Here is a 12,594-nt window from a genome sequence, read left to right on the forward strand (position 1 = left end):
CCTCATTCAAAACTCCTGTAGTTGTAGATTCTTACCGGAATCTTACACGTAAAATTTAAAGCCCCACGACTTTACTAGGTTATTACCGTAGCGGCCAAGCAAGCCCGCCGGATGCGGCTTGCGCGCTGAAGAGATCACGCCGGCGCGGTAAAATAGCGGCTCTTTAGAAAAAGGGAATCATGTCCGAAGTCTGGAAACCATCCGTCACCGTTGCCGCCATCATCGAACGCGATGGCCGTTTTTTGATGGTCGAGGAACATAGCGGCGGAGCGCTGCGCATCAATCAGCCCGCCGGCCATCTGGATCCGGGGGAGTCCTTGCTGCAGGCGGTGACGCGCGAGGCGCTGGAAGAATCAGCGTATGAATTCACACCGACGGCGCTGGTCGGCACTTATTTGTCACGCAATGTTTCGTCTTCGCGCGGCGGCATGAGCGTGACTTATCTGCGCTTCGCCTTTGCCGGCCGGCTCGGCGAAAAGCATGAACGCGAACTCGATGCGGGTATTGTGCGCACGATCTGGATGTCGCGCGACGAACTCGCCGCTTGTCAGGATCGCCATCGCAGCCCGCTGGTGCTGCAATGCGTGGAAGACTTCCTGCGCGGCCAGCGCGCGCCGCTGGAGCTGGTGCATACCGATCCCAGCGCAGTCGGGCCATTGAATGACGCGGGCAACATGTCTGCGCAGTGAGTCCGGCCCCTGATTGCTGAAAAAATATCGAATCACCTGTGCGCCGGATCCAACGGCGCACAATTTACAAAGAATTGACCATGAGCAAGAAAAAAGTTGTCATTGGCATGTCGGGCGGCGTGGATTCGTCGGTGTCGGCATGGCTGCTGAAGGAACAGGGTTATGAAGTGATCGGCCTGTTCATGAAGAACTGGGAAGACGACGATGATTCGGAATATTGCTCGACGCGTGAAGACTGGATAGACGCCGTCAGCGTGGCCGACGTGGTGGGCGTGGATATCGAGGCGGTGAATTTCGCCTCCGAATATAAAGACCGCGTGTTTGCAGAATTCCTGCGTGAATATCAGGCCGGCCGTACACCCAATCCGGACGTATTATGCAATGCCGAGATCAAGTTCAAGGCCTTCCTCGACCATGCCATGAAACTCGGCGCGGACTGGATTGCCACCGGGCACTATGCCCGCGTGCGGCAAAATCCGGCCGGCGCATTCGAATTGCTGAAGGCCATGGATGCCAGCAAGGATCAGAGCTACTTCCTGCACAGGCTGAATCAGGCGCAATTGTCCAAGACCCTGTTTCCCCTCGGAGAAATTCACAAGACAGAGGTGCGCAAGATCGCCGAAAAACTGAAGTTGCCCAATGCCACAAAAAAGGACTCGACCGGCATCTGCTTCATCGGTGAGCGGCCATTCCGTGAGTTTTTGAATCGTTACCTCTCTTACCAGCCGGGCCCGATCAAGACGGCCGAAGGCGATACAGTGGGCGAGCATCTGGGCCTGAGTTTCTATACGTTGGGGCAACGCAAGGGCATCGGCATCGGTGGCCTGAAATCGCATCAGAATGCCGACGGCAACAGTGAAGCCTGGTATGTGGCGCGCAAGGATGTGGCAAATAACACACTCTATATCGTCCAAGGCCATGACCACCCTTGGCTGCTGACGCCGAGCCTGAGCGCCGGACAAATGAGCTGGGTGGCAGGTCAGGCGCCGGCCGATTCGGCCTTGTCCGCCAAAACCCGTTATCGGCAGGCAGATGTACCTTGCACCATTACCTCTGGCTCAAATGACTTCTCGCTGCAATTTATAGACCCGCAGTGGGCCGTAACGCCCGGGCAGTCGGCCGTCTTATACGATGGGGACATCTGCCTCGGCGGCGGGATTATCGAAAGTGGCGCGATACCTGACTGATCCTTCGCGCAAGACATCCTGCGCAAATAGTTATTTTTGAACAACGCTCCTGACCGAATCTGCGGCAGGAGCGTTTTCTTTTTCGGGCTCCGATTTCGGGTGTCGCAATCCAATTCGCGGAATCGATAGAAATAATCAATTCTTCCAATTAAAAAGAACTTGCATTCTTCCCTCAAATGACAAATAATCTAAATAAGAATTGTTCGCATTTAATAGGAGGTTATAATGAACCAACTGAACGAACACGGCGTTGAGCGCCGCAACAAGCCAGGCACTACCGCCAATGGCACCCCGATCACTCGCATCAAGAGCCAGGATCTGTTCCGTCAGATGCGTGAGCTTGAAATCGATCATGGCGGTCGGATCTACAAGCTGCGCCTGACGCAACTGAACAAATTGATTCTGACTGCCTGATAAAGGCATTCAGATGACCGTGGATGAATAGATAGGCCAGCCAACGTTGACCGCGCGTTACGTTAGCCAGCAAAGCTAGCCAATTGAGGAGAGTTTGATGGTTACCGACAAGATGAATTCCGCTTTCATGGAACCCAATAGCGCGCCGGCCCAACCAGAATTACTGGTCTCTGCTGTGCTGCATTTGATGTCTCACTACACGGCCAACAATCAGGAAACCCAAAGCTGCGTCAAACTGGCGTCAGTCATTGAGCGACACCTGAAAGCCTTGGCCGATTTGCCTAATCTGGCGCCGGTACTGCGGGCAACTTGCCAGCAACTGTCGGAACAGTGGGCAAACGTGGTGGAACGGACGATGCCGCAGCCTGAGAAATTCAACTTCTTCTCCCGCATAGTCTCTGGCGCGAGATCGATTTAAGGCCTGATAAAGCAGGCGGCAAGGCGTACAATGATCGTATGTGTTTGTAACAACATCTCTGAAGGCAAGATTCATCAGGCGGTAGATGCAGGCATGACTTCCATGGCCGAGTTGCGCAAGCAACTCGGCGTTGGCACTTGCTGCGGCAAATGCCATTCTTGCGCCAAGCACGTTCTCCGCGAATGCCTGAGCAATGCTAACCAAACACATCCAGTCGCTCGACCGATGGTCTTTACACCATCAATGGCCGCAGCGTAATAAATCATGAACGCAATCTCCCCGCCTGTTATGAGTAACAGTAATTTCGCTATTTGGCGTCAGGTCAGGAAAATAGGGCCACTTGGCTTTATCATCATCCTACACCTTGCTTTCTTTTACGCTCTTCAAAGCGGCCTGATCCATCAGGTCGCCAATGCGATCCCGAAAGAAGTGATCGCGACGTTCATTACGCCTGAAAAGGCGCCTGAGCCGGCCCCGCCAAAGGCAGAACCAACACCACCCAAGGTAGTGAAGACAGTGAAGAAGGTGGTAACACCTCCGCCGCCAATTCCTGTAACACAAGCCCCAGCGCCTACCGCAATCAGCGCACCGCCTCAGCCACAGCAACCGCCCGCTGAACCAACACCGCCTGCCGCGCCAGCGCCTGCGCCTGCGGCATCACCGCCGGGTCCGATTCTGCCCAAACAGATCACCTCAGGCATCGAATACATTGAACCTCCTCGCGTAAATTACCCGGCCGTCTCCAAGCGCATGGGCGAAGAAGGCGTGGTTCAGTTCAAGGTGACGGTAAATACCAGCGGCAAAGCCGAAAAGGTAGATATCGTGAAATCGTCCGGTTTCCCGCGACTGGATGAAGAGGCTCGCCGCGCCGTCATGCGCGCGGTCTATAAACCTTACATCGAAGATGGCAAGGCAATCGTTGTTGCGACGACGGGCAGCATTGCATTCAAATTAAACAATTCATAACAGTAGTAAAGGAAGTCATCATGGAAGTTAGTCCGTACGGATTGGAGAGCCTTTGGGCTCAAGGGGATTTCGTCACCAAGGGCGTCGCCGTTCTGCTGGTCGCAATGTCTATCGCATCCTGGTATGTGATCGTCACCAAGGCAATTCAACTGCTGCGTTTCCGCGGCGCGTCGAATGCTGCCGGCCATCAGTTCTGGGATACCACCAGCCTGCCGGAAGGCGTGGCCACACTGGGCACCGACAACCCGTTCGCGGAAGTGGCCAAGGCGGGTGTTACCGCGATGAGCCACCACACTGCGCACAAGGGCCACCTGCACGATCAGCTGTCGGTCAGCGACTGGGTCACCCTGTCTCTGCGCCAGGCAATCGATGAAGCTTCCGGCAAGCTGCAAACCGGCATGGCGGTTCTGGCGTCGGTCGGTTCGACCGCACCGTTCGTGGGTCTGTTCGGTACTGTGTGGGGCATCTATCACGCACTGGTTTCCATCGGCACCTCCGGTCAGGCCAGCATCGACAAGGTTGCAGGTCCGGTCGGCGAAGCACTGATCATGACTGCACTGGGTCTGGCAGTGGCGATTCCTGCGACCTTCGGCTACAACGCTCTGGTTCGCGGCAACAAGACCACCATCGCCAAGTTGAACAAGTTCGGCTTCGACCTGCACGCATTGTTCGTGACCGGTTCGCGCTCGGCGTCGGAAGAGTCGGAGAAAAACGCTAACAAAGCCAAGCTGACAGCTGTTGGGAGAGCGTAATGGCAATGGGATCATTGTCCGATTCGGACGACGACTTCAATCCGGAAATCAATACCACGCCCCTCGTGGACGTGATGCTGGTACTGCTGATCATTTTCATCATCACCATTCCGGTGATGAACCACGCGGTGAAAATCGATCTGCCACGCGCCAGCAATCAGCCTGATGAAGTGAAGCCTGAAAGCGTCAATCTTTCGATTGATGCACAAGGCAAGGTGTTCTGGAATGAAGAAGAAATCGATAGCAACCAACTGAGCCTGCGTATTGCTGCAGCAGCACAGAAGCAACCGCAACCGGAACTGCATCTGCGCGCAGAGCGTACGACTCAGTATGAGAAAGTCGCTCAGGTCATGGCGGCGGCTCAATCCGGTGGACTGTCGAAGATCGGCTTCGTCACCGATCCTGAAAAGAAGTAAAGTAGATCAAGGCAAACGTTTGAGCATCGCTGGCCTTCGTGCCTCCCGGTGAATGCAATGAAACTTCAGCGTTTCATTCGGTGATCAACTTCAAACGCGTGCCTATGAACTACGCGTCTGAAAGCGGCGCTGCAGCGTTATTTCAACCAGCCCTTGAATAAACGCCCAGTCGCCGGAAGACATAAAAAGCCCTCACCTTCGAGTGAGGGCTTTTTGCATTTGATATCCCTTCTTTGTACATTCCGTGCGCGGGAGTCTGGGCGGCCAACATCTGTTTGTCGCATGAGTGAGCAGCGAAATCAAACAATGACAAGAATGATTCGCGCTAATTTATGCTGAAGAAACAAAATGCCTGCGCTATGATGCGTCCGTTCTTGCTTCCGCAAGCTGCCACCACGCTGTGGACGGGCTTCGGCAAGCTTCCCGCATCTTCAAATTCAAATATCAGAGGTTCCTATGAAAGGCGATCCAGCAGTCATCAAGTTGCTCAATGCACAATTGACCAACGAGCTCACCGCGATCAATCAGTATTTCCTGCACGCCCGCATGTACAAGCATTGGGGCTTCGACAAAATTGCGAAGAAGGAATACGAGGAATCCATCGGCGAAATGAAACACGCCGACAAGCTGATCGACCGCATCCTGATGCTCGACGGCCTGCCTAATCTGCAAGCCCTGCACAAGATCATGATCGGTGAAAATACCGAAGAAATGCTGGACTGCGATCTGAAGCTGGAAAAAGCGGCGCACAAGACTGTGAAAGAAGGCGTCGCCACCTGCGAACAACAGGGCGATTATGTGTCGCGTGAATTGTTCCAACTGATTCTGGACGATACGGAAGAGCACATCGATTGGCTGGAAACGCAGCAAGACATTATCAAGAAGATCGGCATCCAGAATTACCTGCAAACTCAGATCACCGGCGAATAATTTCTGCACGCCGCTCGCTGTCGTGACCAAGCTTGAAGAGGTCGCTCTGACCAATCAGGGATGGCCGCAGATAAGCGCCCCTGAATCAGGCAAGTCTGCAAGGCAAACAAAAAAACGCACTCTTATGAGTGCGTTTTTTTATTCCGGAAGCCAATTGCAGACGCATGAACAAGCGAGCATCAGCACCCATCCCCTCAAGCAATCAGAAATCAACGAGCGTCATGCCATTTGGCGGCACGTTGACGACAGATCACAGCTTGGGGGAGGAATCCTTGAACGACGGGCGCTCCATGATCTTTTCGTACAAGCGCAGCAACTCAGGATAGTCCTCACGCCATGATTGATCTGGAAAACGAAACGCCAGCCAGCCCAGCGCACAGCCCACCGCCACATCGGCCAGCGTGTATTGCTTGCCGACGCAGTACGGTTTATCGCCCAAGCCGTTGGCCATCGCCTTCAGCGAAGCTTCGACCTTGCCCCATTGGCGCTTGATCCATTCAGGGCTTTGCTGCTTGGTCGGACGCTGGGTCTTTTCGAGACGCACCAGCACGGCCGCGTCCAGCAAGCCGTCAGCCAGCGCTTCCCAGCATTTCACTTCGGCGCGCTCGCGGCTGTTTTGCGGGATCAGCTTGCCGACCGGGGTCAGCGTGTCAAGATATTCGGAAATCACGCGCGAATCAAACATCGCACCGCCATCGTCCATCATCAGGCAAGGCACTTTGCCCAGAGGATTTGACTGCTGAATCGTGGTCTCGCTACTCCAGACGTCTTCCAGCACGAATTCATAGTCGATTTTTTTCTCCGCCATGACGACGCGTACCTTGCGTACATAGGGGCTAGCGAGTGATCCGATGAGTTTCATAGTATTTATAGTAATAATCCGCGACGATTATAGCATTCAGGAAATTGAGCCCAGACGGTGCGATGCCATAATCCAACGCCGCGCCAATAGCGCGCGATAAGGGCCGCCACAGCCTTATCCTCTGCCGATCCGCTCAGCGGAATCCGAATCAGGGCGCGGCGAATGGTAAAATCTCGCTTCTTACGCAATCCGGGAGTTTTCCGACAAATTCCCGCCTATCTTCAATCACGTTTTTTCCCGCTCCGATCATGTCCCTCTCCGCCCTGTCCGCTCTGTCGCCACTCGATGGCCGCTACGCTTCCAAAACCGACAAACTGCGTCCGATCTTGTCTGAAGCCGGCTTCATGCATCATCGCGTGAAGGTTGAAATCGCCTGGCTGCAAGCGCTGTCGGCAGCTGGCTTTGCTGAAATCAAGCCATTCTCCGCTAATGCCATCGCGCTGCTGGACAAGCTGGCGAGCGACTTCACCGAAGCCGATGCCGCCCGCATCAAGGAAATCGAAGCGGTCACCAATCACGACGTCAAGGCGGTCGAATACTGGCTCAAGGAGCAGGTCAAGGACGTGCCGGAGCTGGTCGCAGCCTCGGAGTTCATTCACTTTGCCTGCACCTCCGAAGACATCAACAATACCTCGCACGGCATGATGCTCAAGGCCGCGCGCGACAGCGTCATGCTGCCGGCGCTGCAAGGCCTGATCAGCAAGCTGACCGAACTGGCGCACGAAAACGCGGCCTTGCCGATGATGTCGCGCACGCACGGCCAGCCGGCCAGCCCGACCACGCTGGGCAAGGAAATCGCCAACGTCGTCGCGCGCCTGCAGCGCTCCGTCAAGCGTATCGCTGCGGTTGAAATTCTGGGCAAGATGAACGGCGCGGTCGGCAATTACAACGCACACCTGTCGGCCTATCCGGAAACCGACTGGGCCGCGTTCTCCAAAGAAGTGGTGGAGCAGCGCCTGGGCCTGGTGTTCAACCCCTACACGATTCAGATCGAACCGCACGATTACATGGCGGAGTTGTTCGACGCCTTCGCACGCGCCAACACCATTCTGCTGGATCTGAACCGTGATATCTGGGGCTACATCTCGCTGGGCTATTTCAAGCAGCGCACCAAGGCCGGCGAAATCGGCTCCTCGACCATGCCGCACAAGGTCAATCCGATCGACTTCGAAAACTCCGAAGGCAATCTGGGCATGGCCAATGCTGTGCTGAAGCATCTGTCGGAAAAGCTGCCGGTCTCGCGCTGGCAGCGTGATCTGACCGACTCCACCGTACTGCGCAACATCGGCGTCGGCTTCGGCTATACACTGCTGGCCTATGACAGCTGCCTGCGCGGACTGAACAAGCTGGAAGTCAATCCGCAACGCCTGGCGGCCGACCTGGACGCGACCTGGGAAGTGCTGGCCGAGCCGGTGCAAACCGTGATGCGGCGCTACGGCATCGAAAATCCCTACGAGCAGTTGAAGGAACTGACGCGCGGCAAGGGCATTTCCAAGGATGCGCTGCGTGACTTCATCAATGGCCTGGCGATTCCGCAGGAAGCCAAGGATCATCTGCTGGCGATGACCCCCTCCAATTACATCGGTACTGCGGTGGAATTGGCCAAGGCAATCTGAACGGACTGACAGCAGATGCCCGGCTGGCGCGAGACAGCACGGGCAAAAACAATCACGCACGAGATAAAACTCGCGTCTGAATAAAACGGTGGAAGAAGCGGCGGAAGCCGCGTCTTCTGCCGTTTTCCATATCCAAGCCTGGAAATTGATGACAGAAACAAGAAAGTAGGCAAAAAATCGCGAAAAAAAGCAAGATTGGATCGAAAAACGGAACAGTGAAATACGGTTTTCGACACTATCTCAGGACACAAAAGCTATCTATACTCGCCTCTTGGCGGAAGAGATATCTTGACGCGCCCTTGACGCAGTACCGCAGCCACCAGCCACGCATGTGCAAGCAAGTCGCGCACAATTGTTCCAACCGCAACAATAAAATCATCACGCTCATGGATCGCTACACCAAACCCGCCGTGCTGCTGCACTGGCTGATCGCCCTCTTGATCATCGCCGCCTTCGCGCTCGGCCTGACGATGGTCAACATTCCAGGCCTGACGCCGACCAAGCTCAAATACTTCTCCTACCATAAATGGATAGGGGTAACCGTGCTGGCGCTGGCTTGCCTGCGCTTGCTCTGGCGCCTCACGCACAAGGCCCCGGCCTACCCTTCGCACATGCCCGCCTGGCAGCAAGCCGTGGCGCACTGGATGCATGTGGTGTTGTATGTGCTCATGTTCGGCATTCCGGTTTCCGGCTATTTTTACAGCCTCTCGGCCGGCGTGCCGGTGGTGTATCTGGGACTGTTTCCGCTGCCGGTGCTGATGGCGCCGAACCCTGAATGGAAGCCGCTGCTCAAAGACATTCATTACTATCTGAACATGGCGCTGCTGGCTTCGTTCTGCCTGCACGTGCTGGCGGCATTGAAGCACCAGTTCATCGATCGCGACAACTTGTTCAAACGCATTCTTCCCTGACGCTTTTTTTACCCTTTCCCTTACCCTTTTCCAAGGACGTTTTATGAAGGCGCAAATGATGGTTCGCACTACTCTGGAAAAAACTATGATCGCCGGTGCCGTTGCCGCTATCGCGCTGGCCAGCTCCGCCGCATTCGCCGCACCGCTCAAAGTCGATGCAGCCAAGAGCACCGTCGGCGCCACCTTCAAGCAATTGAATGTGCCGGTCGATGCCAAACTCAAGAAGTTCAGCGCCGTCATTGATTTCGATGCTGCCAAGCCTGAAAGCTCCAAGGCCAGCGTCGATATCGATGTCGCCAGCTTCGATCTGGGTGATGCCGAATACAACAAGGAAGTGCAAAAGAAAGAATGGTTCAACGCGGCCCAGTTCCCCAAAGCCACGTTCGTCACCAGCTCGATCAAGCCTAGCGCAGGCGCTGCCGCCGGCACCAAGTACGACGTCGCCGGCAAGCTGACGATCAAGGGTAAGAGCACTGACGTCAGCTTCCCGCTGACGGTAAAAAAAGAAGGCGCCACACAGGTGTTTGACGGCACCTTGCCGATCAAGCGCCTGACTTATAACATCGGCGAAGGAGAATGGAAGGACACCAGCATGGTCGCTGATGAAGTCTCCATCAAATTCCATTTCGTCGCGCAGTAATCATCCGCTAGACCCATCACTCCCGATCACCATTATCAAAGGATACGATTCATGAAATTGAGCCACGCTCTCCTCGCTGTTATCGCTGCCGGCAGCGTCGGTACTGCCTTCGCTGCGGATACCTACACCATCGATCCCAGCCACACCTACCCAAGCTTCGAAGCGGACCACATGGGCATGTCGGTCTGGCGCGGCAAGTTCACCAAGAACAGCGGCACCGTGACCCTGGATCGTGAGGCCAAGACCGGCACCATGGAAATCACCATTGATGCAGCATCGATCGATTTCGGCATGCAAAAGATGAACGACCACGCCAAGAGCGCCGATATGTTCGACGTCGAGAAATTCCCGACTGCTGTCTACAAGGGTACCTCGATGAAGTTCGAAGGCGACAAGCCGGTTGCAGTCGAAGGCACATTGACGCTGCACGGCGTGACCAAGCCGCTGACCTTGAAGATCAACAAGTTCAACTGCGGTCAGAACGCGATGCTCAAGCGTGAAGTGTGCGGCGCCGATGCTTCCGCAACATTCAGCCGCAGCGACTTCGGCATCAATTTCGGCGTGCCGAAATTCTCGCCGGAAGTAAAGCTGGCGATTCAGGTTGAGGCGATCAAGAGCAACTGATATTCCTCGCCCGCGCGGCGCTGAAAATCAAAAAGCCGATGCATGAACTGCATCGGCTTTTTTGTTTTCAATTTGTTCCGGATCATTGTGCAGCCCCGCCGGATGCCGCACAATGGCTCGCATTTGCCGGATTGCTGTCCTGCAAAACTTTTTAAAACGCGCTAATCTAGCGCAGCTACATGAGGAAGAAGCAGCATGTCGATAGCCGACCTCCGTAAAGATTACAGCCGCGCCAAGTTGTCCGAACTCGAAGTCGCCGCGGATCCGATTGCCCAGTTTGCAATCTGGTTCGATGAAGCGATCAAAGCAAAAATTCCAGAACCGAATGCGATGAGTATCGCAAGTGTCGGTCTGGATGGAAGACCCTCTTCGCGCATAGTGCTGATCAAGCAATTTGATCATTCCGGCTTTACCTGGTTTACCAACTATGACAGCCGCAAAGGACAGGAAGTAAAACTTTGTCCTTACGTAGCTTTGTTGTTCCATTGGGTCGAACTTGAACGCCAGGTTCGCATCGAAGGGAAGATTGAACGCGTTACCGCAGAAGAAAGTGATAGCTACTTCTACAGCCGTCCGCTGCTCAGCCAGCTGGGTGCCATTGCATCACAGCAAAGTCAGCCAGTAGACCAACGCGAAACGCTGGAACAACAATACGAAATAGCAAAACAGCAGTTCGGAGAACATCCGGTGCGCCCTGACAACTGGGGCGGCTACCGCGTGATTCCGGATCGCATGGAATTCTGGCAAGGCCGGCCATCCCGCCTGCACGACCGCGTGCTCTATACGCGACCTGAAGGTGGTGAATGGCAAAGGCAGCGCCTGCAGCCCTGAACTGACAGCATCGGGGCCGGAAAGCATCACATCACTGCGCGGAGGAAAATCGTGTTTTGGGAAAAGAAGCTTGACGCCTGGGTAGAGCAAATTCGCACCGTATCGGCACTGCCATTACGGCTGGTGCTATGGAATGGACAGCAATACGACTTCAGCACGCAAACGCCGGAAGTCACATTGAAGGTGCCGCAGGCATCCGCGCTGACCTCGCTGCTCAACCCCTCCCTCGCCAATCTCGGCGAGGCTTATGTCGAAGGCAAGATCGACGTCGACGGCCCCGTCAAAAGCATCATCAAGGTGGCTGGTTCGCTGGCCGCCAATTCATTGAGCGGCGACAGCACGCTGAGCCGCTTCGTGCGCAGCGTGAAGCACACCAAGAAAAAAGACGCTGAAGCCATCCGCTACCACTACGATGTTTCAAACGACTTCTACAAGTTGTGGCTGGACGAGAACATGGTGTACTCCTGCGCCTATTTCGAAAACGGCGATGAAGATCTCGCCAGCGCCCAGATCAAGAAAATCGATCACATCCTCACCAAGATCAAACTGCAACCAGGGCAAACGCTGCTGGATATCGGCTGTGGCTGGGGCGCACTGGTGCTGCGCGCAGCGCAGAAATTCGGTGCGAAATGCGTGGGCGTGACGCTCTCCGAAAATCAGTATGCGCTGGCAAAGGAGCGCGTCGAGCGCGCCGGCCTCAGCGACCGCATTGAGATTCGCCTGCAGGATTACCGCGACGTTACCGGCACTTTTGATCGCATCACCAGCGTCGGCATGTTCGAACATGTCGGCCTGAAGAATCTGCCGCTGTATTTCTCCCATATCAACAAACTGCTGGCAGACGACGGCCTGGTGATGAACCATGGCATCACCAGCACAGATGTGGAGAATGGCGAATCCCCGTATGGCGGCGGCGAATTCATCGACAAGTACGTGTTCCCCGCCGGCGAGCTGCCGCATATTGGCCTGGTGTTGCGAACCATGCAGGAAGGCGGGCTGGAAGCCTTCGACGTGGAAAATCTGCGCCGCCATTACGCCAAGACCTGCGGCGTGTGGGCCGACAATTTCGAAGCCAGATCCGATCAGATCAAGAAGCTGACCGATGAAAAACGCTATCGGATCTGGCGCGTGTATCTGGCCGGCAGCGCTTACGCTTTTGAGCGCGACTGGATTTCGCTGTATCAGGTGGTATGCGGCAAATCGAATCGCAGCGCACAGAGTCTGCCTTGGTCGCGCCGCTATATTTACGACGCCGCGTAATCAGTTCGAGCGCTGATTCCACACCATAAAAAAAAGGCATTCGGCTATACGCTGAATGCCTGTTTTTTTTCACGCAGG

Annotated in this window: 16 protein-coding genes; 15 read left to right on the forward strand and 1 reads right to left on the reverse strand. The window is 55.2% G+C overall.

Going from position 1 to position 12,594, the window contains the following annotated elements; all coding sequences use genetic code 11:
* Positions 1–179 precede the first annotated feature (179 nt).
* The 9 genes from PQR62_RS08635 to bfr all read left to right on the forward strand — a co-directional run bounded on the left by PQR62_RS08635 (position 180) and on the right by bfr (position 5,772).
* Positions 180–689 (forward strand): NUDIX hydrolase, encoded by a 510-nt coding sequence (locus PQR62_RS08635; RefSeq protein WP_408156884.1) that lies wholly within the window; start codon positions 180–182, stop codon positions 687–689.
* Between the two features lie 80 nt (positions 690–769).
* Positions 770–1,876, forward strand: coding sequence for a tRNA 2-thiouridine(34) synthase MnmA (gene mnmA, locus PQR62_RS08640; RefSeq protein WP_408156886.1), 1,107 nt, complete (start codon positions 770–772; stop codon positions 1,874–1,876).
* Between the two features lie 225 nt (positions 1,877–2,101).
* Complete coding sequence (hemP, locus tag PQR62_RS08645) at positions 2,102–2,290, forward strand: hemin uptake protein HemP (protein ID WP_408156888.1); 189 nt, start codon at positions 2,102–2,104, stop codon at positions 2,288–2,290.
* A 97-nt stretch (positions 2,291–2,387) separates the two neighbouring features.
* On the forward strand, positions 2,388–2,708 hold the full coding sequence (locus tag PQR62_RS08650) for a hypothetical protein (protein ID WP_408156890.1): 321 nt from the start codon (positions 2,388–2,390) through the stop codon (positions 2,706–2,708).
* Between the two features lie 30 nt (positions 2,709–2,738).
* Positions 2,739–2,966: a (2Fe-2S)-binding protein gene (locus tag PQR62_RS08655; RefSeq protein ID WP_408156892.1), complete on the forward strand. Its 228-nt coding sequence runs from the start codon at positions 2,739–2,741 to the stop codon at positions 2,964–2,966.
* Positions 2,967–2,972: 6 nt separating this feature from the next.
* On the forward strand, positions 2,973–3,674 hold the full coding sequence (locus PQR62_RS08660) for an energy transducer TonB (RefSeq protein ID WP_408156894.1): 702 nt from the start codon (positions 2,973–2,975) through the stop codon (positions 3,672–3,674).
* Positions 3,675–3,694: 20 nt separating this feature from the next.
* Positions 3,695–4,426 (forward strand): MotA/TolQ/ExbB proton channel family protein, encoded by a 732-nt coding sequence (locus tag PQR62_RS08665; protein WP_408156896.1) that lies wholly within the window; start codon positions 3,695–3,697, stop codon positions 4,424–4,426.
* The gene (locus PQR62_RS08670) at positions 4,426–4,842 is read left to right on the forward strand and encodes an ExbD/TolR family protein (protein WP_408156898.1); all 417 of its coding nucleotides are present in this window, start codon (positions 4,426–4,428) and stop codon (positions 4,840–4,842) included. Before PQR62_RS08665 ends, PQR62_RS08670 begins: the two co-directional genes overlap by 1 nt.
* Before the next feature lie 456 nt (positions 4,843–5,298).
* The gene (gene bfr / locus PQR62_RS08675; RefSeq protein WP_408156900.1) at positions 5,299–5,772 is read left to right on the forward strand and encodes a bacterioferritin; all 474 of its coding nucleotides are present in this window, start codon (positions 5,299–5,301) and stop codon (positions 5,770–5,772) included.
* A 250-nt stretch (positions 5,773–6,022) separates the two neighbouring features.
* On the opposite strand, the gene PQR62_RS08680 is transcribed toward bfr, so the two are convergent.
* Positions 6,023–6,634: a glutathione S-transferase family protein gene (locus PQR62_RS08680; protein WP_408156902.1), complete on the reverse strand. Its 612-nt coding sequence runs from the start codon at positions 6,632–6,634 to the stop codon at positions 6,023–6,025.
* Between the two features lie 248 nt (positions 6,635–6,882).
* Between PQR62_RS08680 and purB the strand changes: the two genes are divergently transcribed.
* From purB to PQR62_RS08710, 6 genes are all read left to right on the forward strand, one after another.
* Positions 6,883–8,250 (forward strand): adenylosuccinate lyase, encoded by a 1,368-nt coding sequence (purB, locus tag PQR62_RS08685; RefSeq protein ID WP_408156904.1) that lies wholly within the window; start codon positions 6,883–6,885, stop codon positions 8,248–8,250.
* 386 nt (positions 8,251–8,636) lie between these two features.
* On the forward strand, positions 8,637–9,161 hold the full coding sequence (locus PQR62_RS08690; protein ID WP_408157871.1) for a cytochrome b: 525 nt from the start codon (positions 8,637–8,639) through the stop codon (positions 9,159–9,161).
* 85 nt (positions 9,162–9,246) lie between these two features.
* Positions 9,247–9,801 (forward strand): YceI family protein, encoded by a 555-nt coding sequence (locus PQR62_RS08695; RefSeq protein WP_408156906.1) that lies wholly within the window; start codon positions 9,247–9,249, stop codon positions 9,799–9,801.
* A gap of 51 nt (positions 9,802–9,852) precedes the next feature.
* Positions 9,853–10,425 carry a YceI family protein gene (locus PQR62_RS08700; RefSeq protein ID WP_408156908.1) on the forward strand — a complete coding sequence of 191 codons (573 nt, stop codon included), beginning with the start codon at positions 9,853–9,855 and terminating at the stop codon, positions 10,423–10,425.
* A gap of 195 nt (positions 10,426–10,620) precedes the next feature.
* Positions 10,621–11,256: a pyridoxamine 5'-phosphate oxidase gene (pdxH, locus tag PQR62_RS08705; RefSeq protein ID WP_408156910.1), complete on the forward strand. Its 636-nt coding sequence runs from the start codon at positions 10,621–10,623 to the stop codon at positions 11,254–11,256.
* A gap of 51 nt (positions 11,257–11,307) precedes the next feature.
* On the forward strand, positions 11,308–12,516 hold the full coding sequence (locus PQR62_RS08710; RefSeq protein WP_408156912.1) for a class I SAM-dependent methyltransferase: 1,209 nt from the start codon (positions 11,308–11,310) through the stop codon (positions 12,514–12,516).
* Positions 12,517–12,594: the final 78 nt, after the last annotated feature.

Source organism: Herbaspirillum lusitanum (genome assembly GCF_046025995.1).
Classification (GTDB): Bacteria; Pseudomonadota; Gammaproteobacteria; order Burkholderiales; family Burkholderiaceae_D; genus Herbaspirillum; species Herbaspirillum lusitanum_A.

Bases quoted from the DNA above. Each gene is read 5' to 3' on its own strand.
- PQR62_RS08700 (WP_408156908.1), top strand. From the start codon at position 9,853: ATGAAATTGAGCCACGCTCTCCTCGCTGTTATCGCTGCCGGCAGCGTC.
- PQR62_RS08680 (WP_408156902.1), bottom strand. From the start codon at position 6,634: ATGAAACTCATCGGATCACTCGCTAGCCCCTATGTACGCAAGGTACGC.
- PQR62_RS08650 (WP_408156890.1), top strand. From the start codon at position 2,388: ATGGTTACCGACAAGATGAATTCCGCTTTCATGGAACCCAATAGCGCG.
- mnmA (WP_408156886.1), top strand. From the start codon at position 770: ATGAGCAAGAAAAAAGTTGTCATTGGCATGTCGGGCGGCGTGGATTCG.
- hemP (WP_408156888.1), top strand. From the start codon at position 2,102: ATGAACCAACTGAACGAACACGGCGTTGAGCGCCGCAACAAGCCAGGC.
- PQR62_RS08665 (WP_408156896.1), top strand. From the start codon at position 3,695: ATGGAAGTTAGTCCGTACGGATTGGAGAGCCTTTGGGCTCAAGGGGAT.
- bfr (WP_408156900.1), top strand. From the start codon at position 5,299: ATGAAAGGCGATCCAGCAGTCATCAAGTTGCTCAATGCACAATTGACC.
- PQR62_RS08670 (WP_408156898.1), top strand. From the start codon at position 4,426: ATGGCAATGGGATCATTGTCCGATTCGGACGACGACTTCAATCCGGAA.
- PQR62_RS08635 (WP_408156884.1), top strand. From the start codon at position 180: ATGTCCGAAGTCTGGAAACCATCCGTCACCGTTGCCGCCATCATCGAA.
- PQR62_RS08660 (WP_408156894.1), top strand. From the start codon at position 2,973: ATGAACGCAATCTCCCCGCCTGTTATGAGTAACAGTAATTTCGCTATT.
- pdxH (WP_408156910.1), top strand. From the start codon at position 10,621: ATGTCGATAGCCGACCTCCGTAAAGATTACAGCCGCGCCAAGTTGTCC.
- PQR62_RS08655 (WP_408156892.1), top strand. From the start codon at position 2,739: ATGATCGTATGTGTTTGTAACAACATCTCTGAAGGCAAGATTCATCAG.
- PQR62_RS08695 (WP_408156906.1), top strand. From the start codon at position 9,247: ATGATCGCCGGTGCCGTTGCCGCTATCGCGCTGGCCAGCTCCGCCGCA.
- PQR62_RS08690 (WP_408157871.1), top strand. From the start codon at position 8,637: ATGGATCGCTACACCAAACCCGCCGTGCTGCTGCACTGGCTGATCGCC.
- purB (WP_408156904.1), top strand. From the start codon at position 6,883: ATGTCCCTCTCCGCCCTGTCCGCTCTGTCGCCACTCGATGGCCGCTAC.